The sequence below is a fragment of the Tildeniella sp. genome (genome assembly GCF_059505325.1).
The window spans coordinates 94874-118782 of the sequence record NZ_JCACKI010000001.1; the positions used below are offsets into that span (position 1 = coordinate 94874).

Consider the following 23909-nt stretch of genomic DNA (forward strand, 5'->3'; position numbering starts at 1 on the left):
GTTGACTGGTTCTCTCACTGAATGCCCTTAAAGCTGCACCATCTCTGTATATTCCGTCAGTAGCTCGTCGTAAGTGAGACTATCGGATGCGTCTTGCGGACTCCAGAGCAGCTCAAACGCCATTAAATAGTCTGACGGGAGCGATGCTAATTGCTCTAGAGCATTGCTAAGGTCTTGCTGAGTACGTACCTGGTTAAACAGTTGCTTGTCGTGGGCTGTGCCAACCAGCAGCGTTACGACAATATATGAGGCGGGACCCTCATCCGGGTCAGGCTTAAAGCCATCGCGCTTGTTGACTCTGCCACCAACGTTTGTCAGTGTCTCGACGCTAAACTTACTGCGCTCAGCGATCGAACGCTTGGTAAAAAGTGCCTCCGCCTCTTCGCGGCTTTTAACCGTTTGCGAGTCTGTCAGTACGTGTGACCAGTTTTCTGGCATTCTTAGCAGCGCCAACGCCGCTTCTTGCACCAGTTGTAGCAACCCTTCTGGCGTATCAGTATCAACTTCCAGGGTGAGGTCAGTCAGTTCAGACTGAATCGTGCGCGCCTCTGCCAGCAATGCCACCTGGATTTTGCTCACGGTCACAATATCGTTGTCAAGTTCGCGGTTGGCAGAGGCTCCACCTGTGCTCCGCATGGCTCTGAACACGAGAAAGACAAGCCCAAAAACCACGATCGCCGAAACACCTAGAAAGATGAGTCCGACAATCCAACCGCTGTCATTTGCATTCGTCGAGGCTTGACTGTTGTTGTAGCCGTTGCTGTAGCCATTGTTGCGGTAAGGGTCGTTGTAGATACCAGGTCCGACAGGCACTGGCACAATGACAGGACCGCCCCCGCCGTTGTAATAGCGATCGCGCTGATAGGAGGGGCTGTTGTTAAAACCGCTAGAGCCAGAGGAGCGGGAAGGAGACGATTGTGAAGGGGATGAGCGCGAAGGCGATGAACGTGATGGAGACGAGCGGAACGAGCCGCCACCACTGCGACCACCACTGCTACGGGCAGACGCTTCAGAGGCGACTGTTAGGCTTAACTGGGTTGTCTCCGTAGGCAGGTGAAGGCTGATTGTGCTGGCAAGTAGGGTGCTGGCTGCGATCGCACAGTAGCGTCGGAGTTTGGAATATCTCATAAATTGAAGCTGTGAATGTAAGCCCGATCTCTAACCCTAAGGCTACCCTCACTTCATTCTAAGCAATCAGCCTTCATGCGGCTCCGAATCGTATGATTCTTGACCTGATTGTGATTCAAGCCAACGATTATAAAGGTCAGGGCGACGATCGCGCGTGCGTTGGATCTGCTGTGTCTTGCGCCACTGCGCGATCGCCTGGTGATTTCCTGATCGCAGAACCGCTGGTACGTCCCATTCCCGAAACGTAGAGGGGCGCGTGTACTGTGGAAAATCTAGCAGCCCATCTTCAAAACTCTCAGCCTTCAGAGACTCTGCCTTGCCCACTGTACCTGGCAGCAGGCGGATCACGCCGTTCAAAAGTGCCAGCGCTGGAATTTCGCCGCACGTCAACACAAAGTCGCCTAGCGAGACTTCTTGAGTCACGAGATTGAGCACTCGTTCATCGACCCCTTCGTAATGCCCACAGATCATGATGAGCTGTTCGCAGTCGATCGCCAGTCGCTGAAACATTGCCTGGTGCATCGGTTCGCCCTGCGGTGTCATCAAAACGATCGCGCGTCGGGGTAAGACTGGCAGCGACTCTACAGCAGCAAAAATGGGTTCTGGCTTCATCAACATCCCTACACCACCGCCATATGGCTCATCGTCTACCCGGTGATGTTTATCAAGCGCAAAGTCACGTGGGTTGGTGAAGTGCACTGTCGCGATCGCTTTGTTCAGCGCCCTGCCGAGCAAACCCGAACGAAGGGGCGAAGTAAAAAAATCAGGGAATAGAGTGACCAGATCGAAGCGCATCGCAGTTGGATTCTAGACTATGAACTGTAAACTCGAAAGAGCACGGCAGTCTACCCGGTCGGGATCATCTAGAGCCTGAAGCCGTCTAAACCCTAGCAGGCATATCAAAAGATTGCATAAAATTTCCTAGTCGTTTAAATTACTTTTCAACAATCTGGCATGATGAAGCCTGGGAGCGTATGCAGCTTAAGCGGTCAATGTACCTGCACCAGCGATCGCTCTCAGCCTCTTCATCCAGTCCTCTCAGTCGCTTGTGTCAAGCTAACCATTATGATGAGGACAATGAGCGGTCAGGCGGCAACATGAACAAAAGCAGCGTCTACACCTCAGTCATGAAACTATGGGAGCGCTTTTTTCCCATTTTGCCTGGGGATGAACCAGCGCAAATCGAATTTCAGTCCCTTGGAGAGAACATGCCCCAGTCTACGAAAACTGCCATCATGGTGATTGGGGGCGCGGAGGATAAAGTTCATGGACGAGAAATTCTACAGAGCTTCTTCAGTCGTTCAGGCGCTACTGAGGCTCGCATTGCCATTATTCCGTCTGCCTCTCGTGAGCCTGCCATTATTGGCGATCGCTATCTGACGATCTTTGGGGAGATGGGTGCAAAAGGCATTGAAATCCTGGATATCCGCGATCGTGAACAGTGCGAAGATCCGCTGATGCAAAGCTACGTCGAAAACTGCACGGGCGTTTTTATGACAGGCGGCGATCAGTTGCGTCTCTGTGGGCTGCTGGCTGACACGCCGCTGATGCAAACGGTGCGACAACGTGCCCAGCGGGGCGATCTGACGCTGGCAGGAACCAGTGCAGGCGCAGCCATTATGGGTCACTATATGATTGCTGGTGGAGGCAGTGGCGAATCGCCCAATCGATCGCTAGTCGATATGACGACTGGGCTGGGCATTATTCCTGAAGTCATCGTGGATCAACACTTTCACAATCGCAATCGGATGGCTCGTCTGATGAGCGCGATCGCCGCTCACCCTGATCGGATGGGCATTGGGATCGATGAAGACACCTGTGCTCTATTTGAGGGAGATGGTACGCTGCAAGTGATTGGTAAAGGAACCGTAACCATTTTAGACCCGACCGAACTGTGCTACACCAATCAAACGAAGGCTGGTGCAACCGAGCCGCTAAGCATTGGGAACCTCCGGTTACACATTCTGAGCCACAGCGATCGCTATGATTTGCATAAACGGATGCCCTTATTCTCCGGTTGCGGCATCGCCTAGCGGCTACGTTGGCGAGGGACGGGCACCTCTACCGATGTCTCTTTATGGACAGGGTCAAGTGTTTCTTTGGTGCAGGATGAAATTTTCTTTTCTACCCTCCCTTGATACAGTTTGCATCCTCCGTTACATGGGAGTCTTGAGCCAGAACGGTCTCTATTTCAGACTAAGAATGTTCGTCACGAACAGTCTATCGGCTTTTGAGAGTTTGAAACTGTGTCATTGTTCTCTTCGTTTTAGGTCACAGCTGTAGACAACATTTGTCACTGGTACTCAGTTAGCCGCACCAGAATTCCTCCTAATCAGTCTTATGAAAATACTCAAAGTACAGACATTACGTGGTCCCAACTACTGGAGCATCCGACGACCAAAGCTGATCGTGATGCGTCTGGATCTAGAGGATCTGGCAGACAAGCCCTCCAACGTGATTCCTGGTTTCTATGAGGGATTGACAGAAGCATTGCCTAGCCTGATTGAGCATTTTTGCTCACCGGGCTGTCGAGGGGGGTTTCTGAGTCGCGTCAAAGAAGGCACGATGATGGGGCACATTATTGAGCATGTTGCCTTAGAGTTGCAGGAACTGGCGGGGATGGTCGTCGGCTTCGGGCGTACTCGCGAAACGGCAAATCTTGGTACGTACCAGGTCGTATTTGAATACCAGGATGAGCAAGCAGGGCGCTACGCGGCTAGAGCGGCAGTACGCCTCTGTCAGAGCATTATCGAAACGGGTCACTATCCGCAGGAAGAACTCGATCAGGATTTGCAAGATTTACAGGCGCTGTGGGCAGATGCCTCGCTCGGTCCCAGTACCGAAACGCTGATTAAAGAGGCGGAGGCGCGGGGGATTCCCTGGTTTCAACTCAGCGCTCGTGCCATGATTCAGTTTGGCTATGGGGTACACCAGAAACGCATTCAGGCAACCCTGAGCAATCGCACGGGCATCCTGGCGGTTGAACTGGCATCGGATAAAGAAGGCACAAAACAGATTCTGCGGGAAGCAGGTGTCCCTGTGCCTCGCGGTACGGTGATTGGTTATCTGGATGAACTGGAAGGGGCGATCGCCGATGTTGGCGGCTACCCAATCGTCATCAAGCCTCTAGATGGCAACCATGGACGCGGGATCACGATTAACATCACCACCTGGGAACAGGCGGAAGCTGGCTATGATGCCGCGAAGGAAGTCTCCAAAGAAGTCATTGTCGAACGCTTCTATCAAGGGCGGGATCATCGTGTACTGGTCATCAACGGTAAAGTGGTCGCGGTTGCAGAACGAGTGCCAGCGCATGTAGTTGGTGATGGCAGACTGACGATCGATGAACTCATTGAGCAAACCAACCAAGATCCACGTCGGGGTGAAGGGCACGAGAATGTATTGACGAAGCTTGAGGTCGATCGCAACACCTGGCAGTTGCTTGAAAAACAGGGCTATACCCTTGAGACTGTTCTGCCAGCGGGCGAGATTTTCTACCTGAGAGCAACGGCTAACTTGAGCACAGGCGGCATTGCGGTCGATCGCACCGACGATACACACCCCGAAAACATCTGGTTAGCACAACGCGTTGCCAAAATTATCGGTCTAGATATTGCGGGGATCGATGTGGTCACGCCCGATATTTCTCGCCCGTTGCGCGAAGTCGATGGCGTGATTGTCGAAGTTAACGCGGCTCCTGGGTTCAGAATGCACGTTTGCCCCAGCGAGGGCATTCCTCGCAATGTCGCAGAACCAGTGCTGAGTATGCTGTTCCCGCCTGGTGCGCCTAGCCGTGTGCCCATCATCGCGCTGACGGGCACTAATGGTAAGACCACGACAACTCGTTTGATTGCTCATATTTTCAAGCAAACCGGGCAAGTTGTTGGGTACACCACCACAGATGGCACCTATATTGGTGATTACTTAGTCGAACCGGGTGATAATACCGGACCGCAGAGCGCTCAACTAATTCTGCAAGATCCAACGGTGGAAGTTGCTGTACTCGAAAGCGCCAGAGGTGGCATTCTCCGCTCTGGTCTGGCGTTTACTGCCTCCGATGTGGGCGTGGTGCTCAATGTTGCCGCAGACCATCTGGGGATCGGGGACATCAACTCGATCGAGCAAATGGCACAGGTCAAAGGCGTAGTCGCTGAAACGGTCATGCCAGGCGGTTACGTGGTGCTCAACGCCGATGATTCCCTGGTCGCAGCGATGGCAGACCGTGTGAAGGGGCAAGTTGCCTACTTCTCGATGAAACCGGATAGCGCGTTAATTCGATCGCACACAGAGCAGGGCGGTCTTGCTGCCGTTTACGAAAATGGCTATCTCTCTATCCTCAAAGGCGACTGGACGTTGCGAATCGAACAGGCAGTGAATGTCCCGTTAACGCTGGCAGGACGTGCCCCCTTTATGATTGCGAATGCGCTGGCAGCAAGTTTGGCAGCCTTCGCTCAGGGTGTTCGTATTGAAGACATTCGAGACGCGCTAATGACCTTCCAGGCATCGACTGAGCAAACGCCAGGACGGATGAATCTGGTCAATCTTGGGCGCTATCATGCTCTTGTTGATTATGCCCACAATGCCCACAGCTACGAAGCGTTAGGCGGTTTTGTGAAAAACTGGCCCGGTGAGCGGATTGGTGTGGTGGGTGGTCCTGGCGATCGCCGCGATGAAGACTTCGTGACGCTGGGCAAACTATCGGCGCAAATGTTCGATCGCATCATCATCAAAGAAGACGGCGACACCCGTGGTAGACCGAGTGGAGAAGCTGCCAGCCTCATTACTGAGGGCATTGTCCAGGCAAAGCCAGATGCTCGGTACGAAACTATCCTTGATGAAGTGACCGCCATTCAGACTGCCCTGGATGCCGCCTCGCTCAATGGGTTAGTTGTCATCTTGCCCGAAAGCGTGACTCGTGCTATTAGCCTGATCGAAGCCCGTCGCCCAGAGCAAGCACCCTCGCCTACTCCCGTCGCCGTCAAGCCAGTCGAGAATGGTCAGGCGGCTAACTACTCAGAACAGTCGCAAGCGGTCTCAGAAGTCAACCCTGAAGAATCCGTAGAATACGTCAATTTCAGCCGCTGATGGTTTGTGTAAGACGATCGCGGCTGTGGAAAGGGAGCCAATTGGAATTGAGCCACGGCTCACCGAGCGGCGATCGCCCCTTTTAGACATTACCAAGCTGGTAGCCGATGACTTATTGTCTTCGGCTCACCGTCTTTAAACCAGCAGCAGTTGATAGTCGAACCGCCTTTGATCGTCTTCACGCTATCGGCATCCATCCCGACCCTTCGACGTGTCCATACACTAAAACGTCTTGTTAGACCGCCAGTCCTTCGTGGAATTGCGCGGACGAGTGCCTATTGATGTTCGGTCTTAAGCATTACGTCCAGCCATAACCCCACCGTCGACGTTCCATGTTGCACCCGTGACCCAAGAGGCTCGACCGGAGAGCAAGTAAACCACCGCCTCTGCAACATCATGCGGTTGTCCAACACGTCCAAGCGGATGAAAGCTGTTGAAGCCCTGAAGCGTCGTATGAATGTCATCTGGCTTGATAAAGGCTCCATAAATCGGAGTCTCGACCACTGCGGGAGCAACAGCATTAACGCGAATTTGGTACTGGGCAAGCTCCATCGCCAAGTGCTGAGTGAGAGAGTGTAAGCCAGCTTTCGCCATTGAGTAAGCAGAGGAGGGTGTAGCGAGAACTGCCTGATGTGCCCACATGGAGCCAATATTGACCATTGCGCCGCCTTGCCCGTACTGAACCATATTGCGAACAACCTGCTGAGTCGCAAAGAAGGTGCCGTGATTGATGTTGAGGTAGCGATCGTAGTCTGCCTCGGAATGTTCAAGAAATGTCTTTGGCAGAAAAACGCCAGCAGCATTGACTAAATAACGCACGTTAGATAGTTCGGAAGCAATACGTTCAACCAGTTGGGATACCTCCTGACGATCGCTAATATCTGCCTGCCACGTCTGCACCGTGCCGAACTGCTTGAGGTGGGATGCGGCTGCCTGAAGCTTGTCAGTGGTTCGTCCGACAATGGTTACAGTTGTTTCATGAGTTAAAAGAATTTCTGCGATCGCCCGTCCAATGCCGCTACTACCGCCAACGATCAACGCTTGCTGATGCTTAAATTCCTGGTACATAATGATTTTCCTGCTGAGGTTTTGAAGTGATCCGCCCACAGCAAGCATCTTAAGCAACTTAAATTGGGCGCGAAAGTAAGCACCTCTTGGTGCGGTAGGCACTTTTTGGTAGAAATTAAGACAGGGGTTAGAAAAAATAGATTGCGTTAGATGAACAGCCAGCAAGCAAGTAAGCCAACTTCAGCCGCTGCAATGGTGGAATACATTGTGGGTTGTAAATGGTCAATTCAAATTTTGACCTTGATTTGTCAGGGAGTCGATCGCCCTGGAGCCATTACCCGCTCGATTGATGGACTCACAACCAAAGTGCAAAACGATTGTCTAAACAAGATGGTCAGCTTCGGTATTCTAGAAAAACGCTCTTACCCAGAAGTTCCACCACGGGTTGAATACAAGCTCACCGCATTTGGACAACGCTTCGTTGTTATTTTAGACGCAGTGGCAAAATTGCAGCATGACATAGACGCTGGTTCTACAAGCTTGCGAAATTAACCCGGATCGCCCCCTACCATCTCAGCCGCATCTGCCACCATCCGATCGTTGTTTTGCCAGCACCATGCGATCATTTGGCAGAGCTGAAGCTTTTAGTGACAGAGGGTTAGGCGATCGTAACCACAGGACAGGATGTTGTAGCCAGCGCATGAAAGTAGAGATGAGCAGTGCCTACCCTAACACTGTCTCGTTAGCCTGAGAACTACGTGCTACTTGGCGGCAACAAATTCTTCTACGGTCAATCCAGCAGTACGAATGAGGCTTCGCAGCGTTCCTTTTGCTACTTCACGATGATCAGGAACCGAAAGCGTCACAAGTTCCTCGTCTTCAACCATAATGATGTGACTACCTGTCTGCCGCACAGCATTCCAACCCAAAGATTCAAAGACGCGCACGACCTCACGCCCACTCATTACAGGAAGGGCAGAACCCACTACGCTACGACCTCAACTTGATACGTTTCAATTGTAAGCGGCATCCCACGCTCTGCTCGAACCTGTAGACAAGCTGAGATAGCATCTTTAATGTTTTCAAGGGCTTCTTGTCGTGTTTGCCCCTGGCTCACGCAACCCGGAATGCTGGGACACTCCACAATCCAAACGCCATCTTCATCACGATCGAGCGTTACGCTAAACCTCATAAAATCCTTCTGATCAATAAAGGTACTACTGTACATTTTATCTCTCTGCCGTCAAACGCCCAATCCTGCTACATCTCTCCATTGTCTACAGGCGTTGTCATTTCAGCTACATTTGCTAAAGTGCGATCGGTGTTTTGCCAGCAACCCGATCGCACTACTAGTCGATCGCACCCTATCGTTTCAGCCGCATCTGCCACCGCGCGATCGTTGGTTTTGTCAGCACCATCCGATCGTTTGATGGATTTGAAGCTTTTAGTAACGGAGGGGTGAGCGATCGTAGAGAAAGGGAGGGCGATTGTAGTCAGTGCATGAAAGTAGAAATGGGCAGTGCTTGCCCTACCGCACCTATTCACTTTACGGTCTGGTCATTTTGAAAGATATTTCCCTAGTTCCCTCAAAGCATTGAGAATATTTGGATAATCCTGAGCCAAGTCAGCTACCTTGCCCAAGGAATACTTAGCGCTTGATGTATCTCTGCGTTCAATCTCTCTGAGTGCTGTGATTATGTAGTCAGCCATTTCTTTTTTTTGAGGACGTGGAAGATTAGTTGCATTAACTGAAATTCGCATCTTAATCAGAGATTCTTTTATGTCATCTTCTTCTGTATAGTTAATCTTTGCTTCTAAAACAACTAAAATATCTTCTTTTAAAGGATCATCATTCTCAGCAATCGAATCAAGAACTACTGTCAACTTTTCCTCGCCACTCCTAGCATTTTTTGTTAAGTTCCTTGTTAAAAGTGAGCTAAGAAAAGCCCCTCCAGCAACTCCAACCAAAGTCCCTACGCCTGGAAGAATTAAACTGCCAACAGCAGAGCCAATTACTAAACCAAGAGAAGATCCCAATGCTGCACCTAGAGCTATTCCTGAAGATGCTCTCATTAGAATTTCAACTTTTTTGCTTGTCTCACTCATAAGTTTAGATTCTTGATTGTAAAAATGCTACGTAGCCGAGAATTACTGAGGCAATTGCACAAGCGACTGATCCATATGAAAACCGAAAATCATCTAGTAGCGAATCTCCTTTCCCTGTTAGCTGTTTTTGTAGTTTGGTATATGCAGCGCATCCAAATATCACTGTCGAGAGTAATAATACCAACATTATTGGCAGTAAGGTAAATGTATGCAAATATCCCAAATTGGGCGAATTTGATTTGTTCCCTAAAACCACCTCACTCATTGATGTCGCAGATATAGTGCTTGAAAAGAAAAACAATTCACCATCTCTAAAAAGACTAACCCATTTCCATTTACGTCGTTCTTCCTCCTTAAACATTGAGATAACTACCAAATTTACGATAAGTGGCAATAGAGCCAGAACAACATTAATAAAAAACCATCGACTCAAGTCACTAAGGAGATTCATGCCTAAGCTTCCAAGCACCGTTTACACCAACCATCTCACTAATAACCTTGAAGCGATGCCCCTACCGATATCCTTAGAATAACTTAATCCCTAAAGGACTATAGCAATCTGAACGCACCTTTCACCCAAAGGCTTGAATCACTAACTGTAATATTAGGCAGATTTCGATTAGGCTAAAATCTTGCAGCCTAAAATCTCGATCAAGCTGAATAGACAGCACCTTGTCTGCATGTTATCCGTGTGAAAAGGATAAAATCGAAAGCTTAAGGATTTTAACGTGTTGCGAGGGCTGTACTTCCTCTTCTACCTTTATAGTGGCGGTTCTTCCTGATGTTGACTCGGCACGATCGATCGTCACTTCTACACAAGCTGTCGTTACTTCCGCTGAATCTGATCTTGACTGCACCCCATCGGTCAACCTTGCCCTGTGACTGAAAACACCAGCGGTTGGTTTAGCAGGGTAGCAGTACCGAGAGGTATCAGAGCAGAGGTTAGAATCCGCATTAGAATCAGTGAAAGGGCAACGAGGAACGGGCGATGCTGCTGCTGGAAGACCTCTCTCAATGGTTAAAGCTGGATGACCCGGAAGAACGGCGCGTGATTACCAACGTCCCCTGGTCACAGTACGAAGCGCTGCTGACCAGAATGGGAGATAGTCTAGCGTATCGCATCAATTATTTGGATGGAGTCCTGGAAATTGTGGCACCCAGCCGTCGGCATGAAAGTGGCAAAACTCGCATTGGGACGCTCTTAGAAATTTATTTTCTGGAAACGGATACCGAATATTTCCCCACAGGCTCCACGACCTTTCGCAATGCAGACAAACGGGTTGGAACGGAACCCGATGAAAGCTACTGCATCGGCACCGATAAAGCGGTTCCTGATTTGGCAATTGAAGTGGTGGTGACAAGCGGCAGCATTAATCGGCTGGAACGGTTTCAACGCTTGGGAGTACAGGAGGTCTGGTTCTGGCAAAACAACGGCTTTCTGCTTTACCACTTGCGTACAGAGAACCAGGAGCAATGGACGCAAACCTTTGGCTATGAGGCGATCGACCAGAGTGAACTGCTCCCCAACCTGGACATGACGTTGCTGAGTAACTGTGTGCAGAATCCCAATCCACTGGCGGCAGCAAAGGCGTTTCGGCAAGGCATCCGCGATCGCCACCGCCCTTAAACAACACTTGTTGATGTTGCCTTAGAACGAGCGTTGGTAACGTCCGTTCAAGCTGTCGTTACCTATGCACAAGCTGTGGTTACTTACGCTCAAGCTGTGGTTACTTCTGCACAAGTTGTCGTTACTTACGTTCAAGCTGTGGTTACTGACGCTAGAGCGATCGTTAGTAATGATGAAGCTGTGGTGACTAACGGTAAAGCTGTGGTTACTTACGGTGAAGTTACCGTAAAGCGCTTCCAGACAATCCTGCTTTCTGCCTGCGTATAAACTCGCTCTTGTTCTTCTCAGAATCGCGATCGCGTGTGGCAAACCCAAACTGAGAATGCGGCTGCTTCCCTGAAAGCGGGTGTTAGAGTGAATTCACCCTGACTCCTCTCTTGCGGTATGCCCAAACAACTGGACGATCGCTCAAGCACAGTAGCAACTTCCCAACCTTCCCGATGAACTGACCGACGAACCCATCATCATCACTCAAGATGGTGTGCCGGTCATTGTCGCCCTCAGCTACGCGCACCTCACTGAGCTACTCGAAACCCTCGACATCCTGACCGATACCGAATTCGTCGCTAAACTCCGTCAGAGCCTTCTTCAAGCAGAACAAGGCAACACCGTCTCCTGGGAGAGTGCAAAAACAACGCTAGGGTTATAGCAATGGTTGAATACACGATTCAACTCACTCCCCTTGCCTTAGAAACGCTGACTGCCATTAACGATCGACGTGAACAAGAGAAGCTGAGTGAGCGCATTGATCAGCTCAAAGTTGAGCCTGAGAAACAGGGGAAAGCACTGGTGGATAATCTTTCAGGCTTTCGCAGCGTGAGGGCAGTGGGGCAACGCTATCGAATCGTCTAGAGGGTTGAGCAAACGCAAATTCTTGTTTTAGTGGTTGGCATTGGTAGACGTAAGAGGTTGTTTGAAAAGTGTCTGGCGGTTAAAACTGCGACCACGTAAACAAAGTCCGCCTGTGCGGACTACCGCAGAGTAAGGGTTTTATCACCTGCAACGGCAGGGTAAAGTCCTTCGGGCATGGCTGCGCTAGTGCCTCTGTAGCCGCGACTTCAGTCGCCAATGCTACAAGCATCTGGACTTTTAAAGCGTCCTCTTAACAACCAAAATTTTTCCGTTGCTAAAACTAAGCATCAAAGCGCGTCCAACAAATCGATTGCCCCTTTAAGTCATTCGACTAAAGCTCAAAAGCCGAAAGCTCAACAGCAAAAATTGCAACCGCAACGAAAGTCAAGGGCAAAATTTGATCGTTGCATAGTTACCGAGGAGGACTACAGGCGTATGACCGTGCTAGGGCACCTTGTTGACTGGCATGGCTATCTAAATGAAGATTAATATTTTCAAAGCGGCATACATAGCGGTTCAACGTTAGGGAATCTGTGTTGCTCGGAGGTCGAATTCGTCACGGCTGCGTCTAGCACATCCTACAACTGGTTATGTTTGCTACTTACAACTGATGCGACATCGGCAGGCACCGAATTATCGGTTCACTGCGGGTACGTTGCTTCGGCATTGCTAAATCCTCTTGTCGCAGGATCTGATTATCTGCTCCTAAGACGCGCACTTCACAGACTCCGCTGGCTCCAGCAGCAAGCAGTGCGAATACACCATTGCTGCTCTCATCGCGCACAATCTTGCCATTATCAAATGTGGCTTCTACAGCGACAACGCTTGGCTTGAGCACTCGACCATACAGAATGATGTAAGGTTCTTCTTTTTGAGAAGGGGCTTTTTGAGAAGGGGCGCTACCGCTGCGCTGGTTTGAAGAGCGACCAATGCCGTACTCTACCAACTCTTCTGATGGGGCTGATTCGTTTGCTGTTCTGTAGCTGCCACTGCCGCTTACCTGCCATATCGTGCCGTTCCGCTTGACAACCTTATGACCAAAGACTGGACGCATTGCGGTCTTTGAGTCATCTGTGGGACAAAGAGCGGTGTAAAGCACAATCACGCCTTGAGACCATGTTTGTGTACTCAAAACTTTGAAGCCCTCTGCTTTTAAGTTCTCATCGGTTGGGCAATTAACAGTCTGATCAATCAGCGTTTTGGGAGTGACAGTTAGAAGAGACGCAAGGGCACAACTTGAGGTCGTTAACGCTAGAAGCCCAGCAAAGCAAGTCAGCAGCCGTTTCATGGTCTGTTTTAGGGATGGGTGCGCGATCGTCTAGGTCTGCGAACGTTTAACCTAGAGTTTGCCCTTGATGCGAAGAAAGTGACCTCTCTCCGAAGGCAGTTTGTCAAGGGTCAGCATCCCAAGCGTGCAACCCTACAATCTGGTCGATCGCAGCGCTCACTCATCTAAGTTGGCTAGGGAATCAAACGACAAAACCCTACATCACGGGGCAGCAGTACGTTATTGTGATCAACAGTGACCTTTGCACACCTCACGCCATGACCGTAGCGCCCTCCCACAAAAAGGCGAAAGCTCTTAAGCCCACCAGTCGCCGCCCCGCCAAAGCACTGTGCAGCGAATGCGGACTCTGTGACACCTATTACATTCACTACGTCAAAGATGCCTGTGCCTTCCTGAATCAGCAGATTGCTGAACTAGAAGCGCAAATCCACGATCGCAGCCGCAATCTGGACAATCCGGATGAATGGTACTTTGGGGTCAGCCAGGACATGATGGCGGCACGCAAGCTAGAGCCTGTAGAGGGCGCACAGTGGACAGGCATTGTCAGCACGATCGCCATTGAAATGCTCACTCGCGGTATGGTCGAAGGTGTCGTTTGTGTGCAAAACACGGAGGACGATCGCTTTCAGCCTAAACCTATACTGGCTCGCACACCAGAAGAAATTTTGGCGGCAAAAGTGAATAAGCCCACGCTGTCGCCCAACCTCTCCGTGCTAGAAGAAATCGAGCAGTCGGGCATGAAGCGTCTGCTGGTGATTGGCGTGGGTTGCCAAATTCAGGCGCTTCGGGCAGTGGAAAAGCAACTGGGTTTAGAGAAGCTCTACGTACTGGGAACGCCCTGTGTCGATAATGTGACTCGCGCTGGGTTGCAGAAGTTTCTCGATACTACTAGCCGATCGCCCGCCACCGTAGTGCATTACGAATTCATGCAGGACTTCCGCGTCCACTTCAAGCACGAAGATGGTTCCAGTGAGACAGTACCGTTCTTTGGTCTCAAGACAAACCAGCTTAAAGACGTGTTTGCACCGTCCTGCATGAGCTGTTTTGATTACGTTAACTCCCTGGCTGATCTGGTTGTAGGGTATATGGGCGCACCCTTCGGCTGGCAATGGATCGTCGTGCGGAACGATCGCGGTCAGGAAATGCTCGATCTTGTCCAGGCTCAGATTGAGACGCAACCCGTGATGTCGCAGGGCGATCGTCACGATGCTGTGCAGCAAAGTATTTCTGCCTATGACAAAGGGGTAACGCTACCGATGTGGGTAGCCAAGCTGCTGGGCATTGTCATCAAAAAAACAGGACCTAAAGGGTTAGAATATGCCCGCTTTTCGATCGACTCCCACTTCACCCGCAACTATCTATACGTCAAGCGCAACTATCCCGAAAAGCTAGACGCGCATGTGCCTGAATATGCCAAGCGGATCGTCCAACAGTACAAGCTGCCTGAGTAAGGCAGAAGGCAGAAGGCAGAAGGCTAAAACGGCAGCATGTCACTTTCGCAAGTGCTAGATTCTGCCCTCATCCCCAACCCTTCTCCCCCAGGAGAAGGGAGCAAGGATTCAAAGTCCCTCTCCCTGGGGAGAGGGATTTAGGGTGAGGGCGCAAAGGTGACATACTCCCGGCTAAAACTATGTTTTCGTCTAACCCTTGCCTTCTAAATCGTGTCCTCTTGGCTTCAGCCCTTTACTGAACACTCCCTGAAAAGCGGTTTCTTCAGCCACGCGTTTGCCTTCGTTGAGCAGATAGTCATGAAAGGTGCGGGCAATGACTGATAGTTGCTTGCCAGAGGGATAGATGACATACCAATGGCGTTGAATTGGGAAGCCTTTGACATCCAGAATGGTCAGTTGGCTGTTGGAGCCTTCTAGCGCTAATGTATGTAGTGACAGCACAGAAATACCGAGACCACCTGCGATCGCCTGCTTAATTGCCTCGTTGCTGCCTAAATCGAGCTTGACCTTAAGTGGCAGCGCCTGATCATCAAACAGTTTTTGAACCGCTTTACGGGTACCCGAACCAGGTTCGCGCATAATGAACGGCTCTTCTGCCAATCGCTCCAGCGAAATATCCCGCTCATGCGCTAGAGGATGATTGCGTTGCGCCAGCACAACCAGAGGGTTCTCCAAAAACGGATGCACCTGCACATCCATGTCTTCAGGCAACTGGCTCAGGATGTAAAGGTCATCACGATTAGCTGCCAAACTTTCTAAAACCCACTCGTGGTTATTCACTGTCAGCGAGACATCAATACCAGGATACCGCTGACAAAAAGGTCCTAGTAAGCGAGGCACCACATACTTTGCGGTCGTTACAACGGCTAACCGCAACCCGCCTTGCTTGAGTCCTTTGAGGTCAGCGATCGCAATTTCAAACTGAGATAAGCGAGTAAAAATGTCTTGGCAGGTGGTGTAAAGCTCTTTGCCAGCAGCAGTCAGGTAGAGTCGCTTGCCTACCTGCTCAAAGAGCGGCAAGCCGACCGATTTTGACAATTGCTTTACCTGCATCGAAACCGTCGGTTGCGTGAGAAAGAGTTCTTCAGCCGCCCGAGTAAAGCTGTTGTGGCGCGCGACTGCCTCAAACACTTTCAACTGATGGAGCGTTGCATTGTTCAAGTGCGTTCCCCCGTCTAATTGACCATAGATTCTATTCTATTCTATAAAGAAGAATATGTGATTTATGTCTATGGGTTTCGACAGTATGATCGTTGGTATGAGTTCAATACTCCCTTCAAACGGCGTTGTATAGGTGCATAGCAGTTGAGTTCACTCGGTCAAATGCCGACCTGTCTACTCGCAGACGAGATAGTCTGACCGCAACTGTTGCTCGCTGATATGCAACGCCTTTCTCTTCGCAGGTTTTCTTGCCTCACGTCCGCTAAGGCGCGTCATCAATTTAGCTCCGAAACCTTACGGTATCAGCATTGTCGCGCCCGTCCCAACACACCAGGCTAGGGGCTGGAACCCTTGTTGCAAGTCATGTGTAGTCGTAATTGATGACAGCCCCTAGCCTACTGAATCGTGGCATCAGTGGCATCAACAATCAGAACTAACGCACCCAGAATGGTCATTCTGTCGCCGCTTCTTGCAGGATGTCAAAACAAACGATCGTGAAGCTCATTGAACAACATAAGGGTGCCTTAATGGTGGTTGATTTTCAGAGGAAAACGGTGAGTTGAAGACTGTTGCGCCTCCAAGCAGCGCCAAAACCGGATCATCTGCTCTCCAACCAACTGAGGCTGAAAAGAATGAAAAAAGTGACGACCATCGGGGCACTGCCAAAGCGTGTCGTCTGACTTGAAGTAAGCCAGCCACTCTTGTAGTACGGGTGGGTGAACAACTGGATCAGTCTTACTCCCACAAACCAGCAAAGGCATCGTCACGCCGCCTTTGGGCAGGGTCGCCAAGCTAAATAAGGAGTGCGGTGAAGGAGCCTCTTCCAGGTCGCGGGCAAGCGATGTCACAAGCGCCTTGGTGGGGTAAGAAAACTGCTGACCCAAAAGGCTTTTGGTTGTACACGCTAGTAGCTGCTGACGGCTACAGGTAATGAGTTGACGTTGAACATAGTAGTGCGCTTGCCACGTGATCGCGGGTTGTGCTCCAACTGCCAGCAATGTTAGCGATCGCACTTGCTCAGGAAAGCGCCGTGCGTAAATTAATCCCACAACGCCGCTGATGCCGTGACCTGCTAGATGGACAGGGCGCGGCTGGCATTGCAGATAGTCGTGCAATAGCGATACGGCATGATCCAGTGAACTGGCTTCATCGAGAGACTGCCTGTAAGCCCACTGCGCCACAGTATGATGCTGGGAGAGCGATCGCAGCAACGGCTGGTCAAAATGTTTCAAGCTGGGGCTGGCGTTTAACCACAGGACATCGAACGAGAGAGTCATGGGGGTTTTGAAGGGTGAGTGCGTGAGTATGGGAGGACTAAGAGCTGGGATAATCCTATCACAGCTATTGAGATTAAATATCAATAGTGAATTGTTAAATATATAAATTCAGTACTACCCCGTCTAGGAGGAACCGCATAAAAGTAGTTTTGCGCGATCGCTACAGCCATCAAACACGCATTCTTTACTGCTATTGTTCTCAACAGGCGATCGTGCGTTAGACCTCTGATGAATCGTGATCCAAGGCAACCATTTCAACAGCAGGCAGGTTGAATAATTCGTGTGCGTACGCTCGAGTGCCCTCATCCCCAGCCCTTCTCCCGAAGGAGAAGGGAGCTAAAATCCAGTCCCCTCGCCCCTATAGCCCAATGGGCATTCAAGAAAGGGAGAGGGTAAGGGTGAGGGCGGCTAGGTTGCTTGATCTGTAGCGCCTGTTTTTGGATTTGGTATCACAACGGTTGCAGTGAGGCAATCCAGCGATCGACGCTACAAGTCCTTACGCATTGGGCATCTTAAAATCACTCGACGCAAATCTTGGCAGTGGTAGCAAAATTAGGCTAGGGTTGCCTGAGCATTGGGTGCTGGAATGGTTCATGTTCCTAATTAATTGACGGTTGAACTAATTAATGGTTGGAGGAGAAAGCATTGTTCCGTCGTGTTTCTGTATCATTTCTCGTTGCTGTAGCAGTCACACCCAGTTGCGCCCCTGTCCGTGCAGTGCCAGCACCACAGCTATCCCCACCTGCTGTCACGACTGTGCTGCCAGCCAACACGCCAGGATTGGTGCTCGTCAATGCGACACCGGCCGTGTGGTCAGAGGTCGATCGCTTTAACCCGTTGCCCGAATCGCTCCGAACGCCCCTCAAAATTCCGTTTTTGCCAGCTAAGATTGACTTCACACAACATATTCAGCCCTGGTTGGGGGACGAAGTGGCGATCGCTTTAGTACCAACGGCGGGATCGATCGAGCGTTCTGTTTTACAAACGCTGGATGCAAGCGCGGTTTTGCTGGCACCCATTAAAGATCGCGATCGCTTCGATACCTTTCTGAACAAATTCAAAGCCACGCGAGGCAAACCCGAAGTAGAGCGGGAGTACAAAGGCATCACCATTCTGCAATGGACTGCACCCGCTGAAGACAAGCCATCTAAGCCCGAACCCGACTCCACAACCCGTCGCATTCAGCCGCTGCCCACGGGGCAATCTACACAGCCACACTCATTGTTATTGCCCTGGACGGTAGCCAGCGTCTCTCAAGGTAAGGTCGTCAAACCTGCGCCTCTACCAAAAGCAACGCCACCAGAGCCGAGTACGCCTACTGAAGCAGAACCAGCCGTCCCTGATCCGTCAGAATTTAGCAAGCCGCGTGGACTGGCGATCGCGCTGCTGCCTGGTAATATCGCGATCGCGGTGCAGGCGGATACGTTAGAAGACCTGATTGATGCCCGTTCTGAGAATACCCCTCTGGCGCAAAATCCCCTGTTTCAGCGAACACTACGGCATTCGCAAACGGGACGCTCGCTGCTGATGGGTTACGGTGATGTCGCAAAAATTGCAAAATTCGTCCTTGCGATCGCGAAGGCTGCACCGTCATCCGCCGAACTCTTTGGTTTTCCGACTTTCAGCGAAGGTCAGCTACGTAGTTTAACGAAGCTGTACGATACCGCTGATGCCCACATCTGGCTGCAACCAGAGGGGCTTCGCAGCCAATCAAACTTTTACTACACCACGCCTCAGCCTGATAAGGCAACGATACTCTCTCCCGATGCAAACCAACTTTTGACGCGGTTACCAGCCACCACCTATTTATCGGCAAACAGCCGCAACTTTAAGCGGCAGTGGCAAACGGCGCTCGACTCTGTACAGGATGACTTGCCTAACCAGTTGGCGATCGCCAGCCTCCGCAATTCCTTCCGCAAGGCTACCGGGTTAGACCCCGAAAAAGACGTGATTTCCTGGATGGACGGGGAGTATGCACTGTTCTTCTTTCCCACCACTGGCGGACTGTTCAACTATTTTTACAACAAGCTCAATCTGGGCGTGGGGTTAATGATTCAAACGAGCGATCGCCCCGCTGCCGAAGCGGCGTTAAAAAAGCTCGATCAGTTTGTTAAAGCACAGGCGAAGGGTGAAGTGGCGATCGTCCCCCGACGCATTAAGGGTCAGCCGATCGTCAGTTGGGAAGGCAAAGAAAAGGGCAAAGTCATCAGCATCTTGTCTCATGGTTGGGTTGATGACAAAACGCTGCTCCTAACAACAGGTGTACAGCCAATGGCAACGCTTAACCCCAAGCCGTATCTGCCCCTCGATCGCAACTACACTTTTCAAACTGCCACTGCCAGTTTCCCAATACCCAATGAGGGCTACTACTACATCAATATGGGTGCGACGCTGTCCTTCTTCTATAACCTCCTCCTCCCGTCTGTGCCGGAGATCTATGCGTCCTATGTGCAGGAGGCACAGCGGATTGTTGGGTCAGTGCGCAGCATCAGCACGTCCAATTCCACCACCGCTCAAGCAGAGCGGATGGATGGACTCTGGGTTTTAACTCCAGTGAAGCAGCCGAAGTAGGGGTTTCCGGATTCGACCTCGCATTTACGCGTTGGATCGAGTAACTTACGTGCAGGAGACTGAATCTAATCTGCTAATACGGTTCAGCTTGATGAATGAGTACTGCGCCCAACACCGCGATCGAGGTTTTCTTTTCCTATTCTCACCGAGATGAAACGCTGCGTGATGAACTGGCAAAACACCTGAGCATCTTGAAGCGTCAGGGTGTGATTACGGCGTGGCACGATCGCCAGATCACGGCAGGAAGCGAATGGGCAGGCGCGATCGACGATCATCTCAACTCCGCGCGAGTCATCTTACTACTCATTAGCGCGGATTTTTTAGCATCAGATTACTGCTGGGATATTGAATTGAGGCGGGCGATCGAACGCCATGAAGCCGGAGACGCTTGCGTAATCCCCATTATCTTGAAGCCCGTCGATTGGAGCGGTGCACCGTTTAGCAAACTACAGGCATTGCCCAAGAATGCTCAACCTGTCACCACTTGGTCAAATCCCGATGAGGCGTTTTTGGATGTTGCCAAAGGTATTCGCAAAGCAGTAGAGGCGATCGCGCAAGCAAAACCAAACGCGTCAGTTGTAGATTTAAGTCCTGCTGTCACGGCTTCTACTACAGCAACAACATCACCGTCAGCAACAGGTGGGTTGACCAGCCGCCAGCGCCGCAGACTGGAAGACGATCTGGCATCGCAACAACAAGAGTATGACTTGCTCAATCGCAAGCTCAAGCATCTGCGACAGGCGCGGGCGATCGAAACTGATGTGGCTGTCAAGCTGAAGTTAGATATGCAGATTGAAGAAACCACCGCTGATCTGGAAGTGGTGGAACAGCGATTGGATCACATTGAAAGCCAGTTACATTAGTCTCATACTTGTGTCCCCGTTAGCATAGCTCCCCTTCTGTAAATGCCCACGCTCGATCGCCTGCAAACGAAACTTGATGACCTCCAGGGTGAATATGACCTGTTGAGTAAGAAACTGCGTAGTCTGCGACAGGCGCGGAGACTCGAAACTGATGTGGCAGTCAAGCTAAAACTGGATGTGCAGATTGCGGAAACTACGGAGGAACTGGAGCAGGTCGAACAAGACCTCGATCGCCTGGAGTGCCAGATCAAGGAGGTTGCTGAACCCGCCAGCATTAGCCCAAGTGTCAATCTGGATCAGCTTCATGGGGCATTACTGAAACTGGGGTATTGGGAGCAACAGCGATCGTTCAAAAAGGTGATCAAAGACCATCCTGTGGGTGCCTTTTTGATTCAAGGAACCTCGCCAGAATACGGTCAGCGTTGGCTATTAAATCGACTTGCATTAGAAACCTCCAGAAGCCTGGAAGCAAAAGTAGTCAAGGTCAATCTTGGTAGAGTCTCATCGCGCACTGATATTCCTGCCTTGTGGCGAGAACTGTCTGGACGCGTAGGACTAGGGCGACAAAGCACACCTACTGAAATTGTCGAGAAAGTCCATCAGTGGTGGCAGACGCAAAATGTGTTAGTCGTGTTTTACGATGTGCATGGCACCATTGAAGACAATCTGCGTGACCTGATTACCGACTTTTGGGCTGTGCTGGCAAATCGCGTGTCTGAAACGGCAACTCAGGGCAACGGCTTTAAGCTACTGATGTTTTTGCTGGATGACAAAGGCAGCGTAAATACCTGGAATCTCACCTTTGCCAAGCAGTATGATTCTACCTGGAAACCCATCATTCCCTTTGGCTTGCCAAACCTGACGGAGTTTTCGTCAGACTTACTCATCACCTGGATTGAGCAACAAAGTGATGTGCTGCCAACCGCCATCACTGATGATGCCGAAACAATGGTTGAGACGTTGTTGGCAAACACAGACAATGGGCTTCCAGAACCAACGCTGCGCGAAATTTGTGACCTGTGTGGCTGCAACTGGTATGACCAAGAGGATAGGTGGTTAAAACTGTGAGTTATCGATCGCCAGAATATACCGGAAAACGACAGCCGCAACCAGGCGAGCGGGATGCTGCTGGGCAAATCCTCTACCCGTATCTACCCAGCGATGCACTGGTGGAAGCTGTGAACCTGGCGATTTACCTGGAACGCCCCTTGCTACTCAAAGGCGAACCGGGATGCGGCAAAACCCAGCTTGCCCGTGCCGTTGCCTACGAACTCGGCTTGAACTTTGAACCCTGGTATGTGAAATCGACCAGTCGCGCACGGGATGGGCTGTACACGTATGACGCGATCGCCCGTTTGCGCGATGCTCAGCTTGCCTCCTCCAATCGCCTCACCCCAGCCGAACTGGAACGTATCGACAATCCTGCTGCTTATATCCGCTTTGGACCGTTGGGACGCGCTTTTCAGACTGCTGAACGCACGATCGTCCTGATTGACGAAATTGACAAAGCCGATATTGACTTCCCCAACGACTTGCTGGTGGAACTGGATGAACAGCAGTTTGTGATCGAAGAAGCCCGACAGAATGGCAAAGAGCTACGCATTCGGGCAACCGTCGCGCCAATTATTTTCATCACCAGCAACGACGAAAAAGACCTGCCCGATGCCTTTCTACGTCGCTGTCTCTTTCAACAAGTCCAGTTCCCCAGTCAGGAACAGTTGGTACGCATTGTGCGCGATCGCTACCCCGATGCCTCCGATACGCTAACCCAGGCAGCCGTCGATCGCTTCCTGCAACTGCGCGACCAACTGCGAAAAGAAAAAGGCGAATCCGCCAAAAACGTCAGCACCAGTGAACTGATGGACTGGTTTCGAGTATTGAAACGCCATCCCGACGACGAAGCGCTGCAAAAGCTGGATGGCAAACTCCCCTACCTCGGCGTGCTGCTCAAAAGCTGGGACGACCACCTGCGCTACCTGAAGCGGAGCTAACCCCATGAACCCCCATCCAGTGGATGAACTGCCCTTACTGGAACTCTTTACCCGCTTGCGTGAGGCTGGCTTACCGCTGGGCATTACTGAATATCAACTCGTGCTGCGATCGCTCCAAGCAGGCTTCGGCATCCAGAACCGCGAGGCTCTCGCCAAACTCTGCCGCACCCTCTGGATCAAATCTCCCGAAGAAGAACGCCTCTTTAACTACCACTTTGAGCAGATTATTGGTCAGTCTGCTGTGTTGTCTACTGCCGTAGAAGGTGCGTCCAAAAAACGGTCAGCAAAACGAATCTTGTGGTTACACAAGGTTAAGTGGTGGTTGATAGGACTGTTGGCTGCCATGTGCCTAGTAATACTCGTTGTAGTGAATATTGCAATATACGCGTCCCGAAATTCATCTACTCAATCTACAACCTCACAGCCAAATCCAACCAACAGTGATTCCACCCTAAAACCGACACCGCTCAAATCTCCAACTCCTGATAAAAGTGTAGCTCCTTCACCAGCAACCCCAACGACTACAACATCTCCAATGAGCTTAGCTATTGTTGTAAATATTGGTTTCCTTTTGTTTTGTGGAGCAATCTGCCTTCTTATTTTTGGAGTGGTGTGGTTAATTGAGCGATTAGCATGGTTGCTTGAGCAAGCTTTGAAAAGATTAAGTCGTTCAGAACAAACACAAGCCCCTACTAAAGTAGGCACGATCGCCGCGACCAATCTTTCAACCGAACTCATTCAACAAATTGGCGATGAAGTGCGGGCTGCTAGAGTGGTACGGCGACGGTTGGGAGCCGATGGGGAAGTGGGCGATCGCGTCCTCACCAATCCCGAATTCTTTCCCATCACACGACGACAAATGAAGCAGAGTTGGCGCTATTTGCGTCGCTTCATCCGTGAAGGCGCACTAACTGACGTTGATATTGATGCCACCATTCATCGCGTTGGGCAACAGGGACTCTTGCTGGAGCCTGTTCTCGTACCCGGTCGCGTGAATCGAACCGAACTACTGCTGCTCATTGATCAGGATGGTTCAATGGTGCCCTTCCATAGTCTGTCGCAGCGGTTGATCGATACGGCGTTGCAGGGTGGGCGTTTAGGTAAGGCTGGCGTTTACTACTTCCATAACTGCCCAGCCGATTATGTTTATCACGATCCCGTGCATCAAGAGGCAGTGGCGATCGATGACTTTCTCGCGCAACTCAATTCACGTACCGCTGTGCTCATTTTTAGCGATGCGGGATCAGCACGGGGTGGCTTCAATCCTCGCCGCCGCCGTGCCACCAAAACCTTTGTTGATGATCTAAAACAGCGCGTCCGTTACATCGCGTGGCTAAATCCTATGCCTCGATCGCGCTGGGCAGGCACTACCGCAGGCGACATTGCGACTGTGATCCCCATGTTTGAAACGAGTCGTCAGGGGTTGGATGGGGCGATCGATGTGCTGAGAGGAAAAGCATCAAAACATTCGGCTAAGATTGACCTAGATTCAAGGACTTAG

General features: G+C 50.9%; 23 protein-coding genes. 13 read left to right on the forward strand and 10 right to left on the reverse strand.

The window, feature by feature from the left end; all coding sequences use genetic code 11:
* Positions 1–27: 27 nt before the first annotated feature.
* Both AC5JO6_RS00430 and trmD read right to left on the reverse strand, forming a co-directional pair.
* Positions 28–1128 carry a DUF1517 domain-containing protein gene (locus tag AC5JO6_RS00430; RefSeq protein ID WP_496079058.1) on the reverse strand — a complete coding sequence of 367 codons (1101 nt, stop codon included), beginning with the start codon at positions 1126–1128 and terminating at the stop codon, positions 28–30.
* Between the two features lie 66 nt (positions 1129–1194).
* A complete protein-coding gene (gene trmD / locus AC5JO6_RS00435; protein WP_496079059.1) occupies positions 1195–1923 on the reverse strand; it encodes a tRNA (guanosine(37)-N1)-methyltransferase TrmD in 729 nt (242 codons plus the stop codon).
* Between the two features lie 413 nt (positions 1924–2336).
* On the opposite strand from trmD, the gene AC5JO6_RS00440 reads away from it, so the two are divergent.
* The 3 genes from AC5JO6_RS00440 to AC5JO6_RS00450 all read left to right on the forward strand — a co-directional run bounded on the left by AC5JO6_RS00440 (position 2337) and on the right by AC5JO6_RS00450 (position 6352).
* Positions 2337–3161 (forward strand): cyanophycinase, encoded by an 825-nt coding sequence (locus tag AC5JO6_RS00440; RefSeq protein ID WP_496079133.1) that lies wholly within the window; start codon positions 2337–2339, stop codon positions 3159–3161.
* Between the two features lie 307 nt (positions 3162–3468).
* A complete protein-coding gene (gene cphA / locus AC5JO6_RS00445) occupies positions 3469–6213 on the forward strand; it encodes a cyanophycin synthetase (RefSeq protein WP_496079060.1) in 2745 nt (914 codons plus the stop codon).
* 4 nt (positions 6214–6217) lie between these two features.
* Complete coding sequence (locus AC5JO6_RS00450) at positions 6218–6352, forward strand: hypothetical protein (RefSeq protein WP_496079061.1); 135 nt, start codon at positions 6218–6220, stop codon at positions 6350–6352.
* Positions 6353–6504: 152 nt separating this feature from the next.
* On the opposite strand, the gene AC5JO6_RS00455 is transcribed toward AC5JO6_RS00450, so the two are convergent.
* Complete coding sequence (locus tag AC5JO6_RS00455; RefSeq protein ID WP_496079062.1) at positions 6505–7281, reverse strand: SDR family NAD(P)-dependent oxidoreductase; 777 nt, start codon at positions 7279–7281, stop codon at positions 6505–6507.
* Positions 7282–7431: 150 nt separating this feature from the next.
* Here AC5JO6_RS00455 and AC5JO6_RS00460 point away from each other — a divergent pair, with 150 nt between their 5' ends.
* On the forward strand, positions 7432–7773 hold the full coding sequence (locus tag AC5JO6_RS00460; RefSeq protein ID WP_496079063.1) for a winged helix-turn-helix transcriptional regulator: 342 nt from the start codon (positions 7432–7434) through the stop codon (positions 7771–7773).
* Between the two features lie 209 nt (positions 7774–7982).
* On the opposite strand, the gene AC5JO6_RS00465 is transcribed toward AC5JO6_RS00460, so the two are convergent.
* The 4 genes from AC5JO6_RS00465 to AC5JO6_RS00480 form a co-directional block, all read right to left on the reverse strand.
* Positions 7983–8207, reverse strand: a complete 225-nt coding sequence (locus AC5JO6_RS00465; RefSeq protein ID WP_496079064.1) for a type II toxin-antitoxin system HicA family toxin — start codon at positions 8205–8207, stop codon at positions 7983–7985.
* Entirely contained in the window at positions 8207–8413 is a 207-nt protein-coding gene (locus AC5JO6_RS00470) for a type II toxin-antitoxin system HicB family antitoxin (RefSeq protein WP_496079065.1), read from the reverse strand. The genes AC5JO6_RS00465 and AC5JO6_RS00470 overlap by 1 nt, the downstream gene beginning before the upstream one ends.
* Positions 8414–8481: 68 nt before the next feature.
* A complete protein-coding gene (locus AC5JO6_RS00475) occupies positions 8482–8766 on the reverse strand; it encodes a hypothetical protein (protein ID WP_496079066.1) in 285 nt (94 codons plus the stop codon).
* 12 nt (positions 8767–8778) lie between these two features.
* On the reverse strand, positions 8779–9327 hold the full coding sequence (locus AC5JO6_RS00480) for a hypothetical protein (protein WP_496079067.1): 549 nt from the start codon (positions 9325–9327) through the stop codon (positions 8779–8781).
* Between the two features lie 988 nt (positions 9328–10315).
* On the opposite strand from AC5JO6_RS00480, the gene AC5JO6_RS00485 reads away from it, so the two are divergent.
* The 3 genes from AC5JO6_RS00485 (at position 10316) to AC5JO6_RS00495 (ending at position 11806) form a co-directional block, all read left to right on the forward strand.
* Positions 10316–10954 carry a Uma2 family endonuclease gene (locus tag AC5JO6_RS00485; protein ID WP_496079068.1) on the forward strand — a complete coding sequence of 213 codons (639 nt, stop codon included), beginning with the start codon at positions 10316–10318 and terminating at the stop codon, positions 10952–10954.
* Between the two features lie 460 nt (positions 10955–11414).
* On the forward strand, positions 11415–11603 hold the full coding sequence (locus tag AC5JO6_RS00490) for a type II toxin-antitoxin system Phd/YefM family antitoxin (protein ID WP_496079134.1): 189 nt from the start codon (positions 11415–11417) through the stop codon (positions 11601–11603).
* Positions 11604–11605: 2 nt separating this feature from the next.
* Positions 11606–11806, forward strand: a complete 201-nt coding sequence (locus AC5JO6_RS00495) for a hypothetical protein (RefSeq protein WP_496079069.1) — start codon at positions 11606–11608, stop codon at positions 11804–11806.
* A 601-nt stretch (positions 11807–12407) separates the two neighbouring features.
* On the opposite strand, the gene AC5JO6_RS00500 is transcribed toward AC5JO6_RS00495, so the two are convergent.
* The gene (locus tag AC5JO6_RS00500) at positions 12408–13094 is read right to left on the reverse strand and encodes a hypothetical protein (RefSeq protein WP_496079070.1); all 687 of its coding nucleotides are present in this window, start codon (positions 13092–13094) and stop codon (positions 12408–12410) included.
* Positions 13095–13351: 257 nt separating this feature from the next.
* Between AC5JO6_RS00500 and AC5JO6_RS00505 the strand changes: the two genes are divergently transcribed.
* Positions 13352–14545 carry a Coenzyme F420 hydrogenase/dehydrogenase, beta subunit C-terminal domain gene (locus AC5JO6_RS00505; RefSeq protein WP_496079135.1) on the forward strand — a complete coding sequence of 398 codons (1194 nt, stop codon included), beginning with the start codon at positions 13352–13354 and terminating at the stop codon, positions 14543–14545.
* A gap of 189 nt (positions 14546–14734) precedes the next feature.
* Here AC5JO6_RS00505 and AC5JO6_RS00510 read toward each other — a convergent pair whose 3' ends face one another.
* Both AC5JO6_RS00510 and AC5JO6_RS00515 read right to left on the reverse strand, forming a co-directional pair.
* Complete coding sequence (locus tag AC5JO6_RS00510) at positions 14735–15706, reverse strand: LysR family transcriptional regulator (protein ID WP_496079071.1); 972 nt, start codon at positions 15704–15706, stop codon at positions 14735–14737.
* A 524-nt stretch (positions 15707–16230) separates the two neighbouring features.
* Positions 16231–16983 carry an alpha/beta fold hydrolase gene (locus AC5JO6_RS00515; RefSeq protein ID WP_496079072.1) on the reverse strand — a complete coding sequence of 251 codons (753 nt, stop codon included), beginning with the start codon at positions 16981–16983 and terminating at the stop codon, positions 16231–16233.
* A gap of 645 nt (positions 16984–17628) precedes the next feature.
* Between AC5JO6_RS00515 and AC5JO6_RS00520 the strand changes: the two genes are divergently transcribed.
* From AC5JO6_RS00520 to AC5JO6_RS00540, 5 genes are all read left to right on the forward strand, one after another.
* Positions 17629–19554, forward strand: coding sequence for a DUF3352 domain-containing protein (locus AC5JO6_RS00520; protein WP_496079073.1), 1926 nt, complete (start codon positions 17629–17631; stop codon positions 19552–19554).
* A gap of 95 nt (positions 19555–19649) precedes the next feature.
* Positions 19650–20417, forward strand: a complete 768-nt coding sequence (locus AC5JO6_RS00525; RefSeq protein WP_496079074.1) for a TIR domain-containing protein — start codon at positions 19650–19652, stop codon at positions 20415–20417.
* A gap of 42 nt (positions 20418–20459) precedes the next feature.
* Positions 20460–21485, forward strand: a complete 1026-nt coding sequence (locus AC5JO6_RS00530; RefSeq protein ID WP_496079075.1) for a hypothetical protein — start codon at positions 20460–20462, stop codon at positions 21483–21485.
* Positions 21470–22408, forward strand: coding sequence for an AAA family ATPase (locus AC5JO6_RS00535; RefSeq protein WP_496079076.1), 939 nt, complete (start codon positions 21470–21472; stop codon positions 22406–22408). The genes AC5JO6_RS00530 and AC5JO6_RS00535 overlap by 16 nt, the downstream gene beginning before the upstream one ends.
* Positions 22409–22412: 4 nt before the next feature.
* Positions 22413–23909, forward strand: coding sequence for a hypothetical protein (locus AC5JO6_RS00540; RefSeq protein ID WP_496079077.1), 1497 nt, complete (start codon positions 22413–22415; stop codon positions 23907–23909).

Excerpts from the sequence above, each read along its gene's own strand:
- trmD (WP_496079059.1), bottom strand. The coding sequence starts at position 1,923 with ATGCGCTTCGATCTGGTCACTCTATTCCCTGATTTTTTTACTTCGCCC.
- AC5JO6_RS00485 (WP_496079068.1), top strand. The coding sequence starts at position 10,316 with ATGCTGCTGCTGGAAGACCTCTCTCAATGGTTAAAGCTGGATGACCCG.
- AC5JO6_RS00440 (WP_496079133.1), top strand. The coding sequence starts at position 2,337 with ATGCCCCAGTCTACGAAAACTGCCATCATGGTGATTGGGGGCGCGGAG.
- AC5JO6_RS00480 (WP_496079067.1), bottom strand. The coding sequence starts at position 9,327 with ATGAGTGAGACAAGCAAAAAAGTTGAAATTCTAATGAGAGCATCTTCA.
- AC5JO6_RS00460 (WP_496079063.1), top strand. The coding sequence starts at position 7,432 with ATGAACAGCCAGCAAGCAAGTAAGCCAACTTCAGCCGCTGCAATGGTG.
- AC5JO6_RS00500 (WP_496079070.1), bottom strand. The coding sequence starts at position 13,094 with ATGAAACGGCTGCTGACTTGCTTTGCTGGGCTTCTAGCGTTAACGACC.
- cphA (WP_496079060.1), top strand. The coding sequence starts at position 3,469 with ATGAAAATACTCAAAGTACAGACATTACGTGGTCCCAACTACTGGAGC.
- AC5JO6_RS00430 (WP_496079058.1), bottom strand. The coding sequence starts at position 1,128 with ATGAGATATTCCAAACTCCGACGCTACTGTGCGATCGCAGCCAGCACC.
- AC5JO6_RS00505 (WP_496079135.1), top strand. The coding sequence starts at position 13,352 with ATGACCGTAGCGCCCTCCCACAAAAAGGCGAAAGCTCTTAAGCCCACC.
- AC5JO6_RS00515 (WP_496079072.1), bottom strand. The coding sequence starts at position 16,983 with ATGACTCTCTCGTTCGATGTCCTGTGGTTAAACGCCAGCCCCAGCTTG.
- AC5JO6_RS00470 (WP_496079065.1), bottom strand. The coding sequence starts at position 8,413 with ATGAGGTTTAGCGTAACGCTCGATCGTGATGAAGATGGCGTTTGGATT.
- AC5JO6_RS00525 (WP_496079074.1), top strand. The coding sequence starts at position 19,650 with ATGAGTACTGCGCCCAACACCGCGATCGAGGTTTTCTTTTCCTATTCT.
- AC5JO6_RS00495 (WP_496079069.1), top strand. The coding sequence starts at position 11,606 with ATGGTTGAATACACGATTCAACTCACTCCCCTTGCCTTAGAAACGCTG.
- AC5JO6_RS00455 (WP_496079062.1), bottom strand. The coding sequence starts at position 7,281 with ATGTACCAGGAATTTAAGCATCAGCAAGCGTTGATCGTTGGCGGTAGT.
- AC5JO6_RS00540 (WP_496079077.1), top strand. The coding sequence starts at position 22,413 with ATGAACCCCCATCCAGTGGATGAACTGCCCTTACTGGAACTCTTTACC.
- AC5JO6_RS00530 (WP_496079075.1), top strand. The coding sequence starts at position 20,460 with ATGCCCACGCTCGATCGCCTGCAAACGAAACTTGATGACCTCCAGGGT.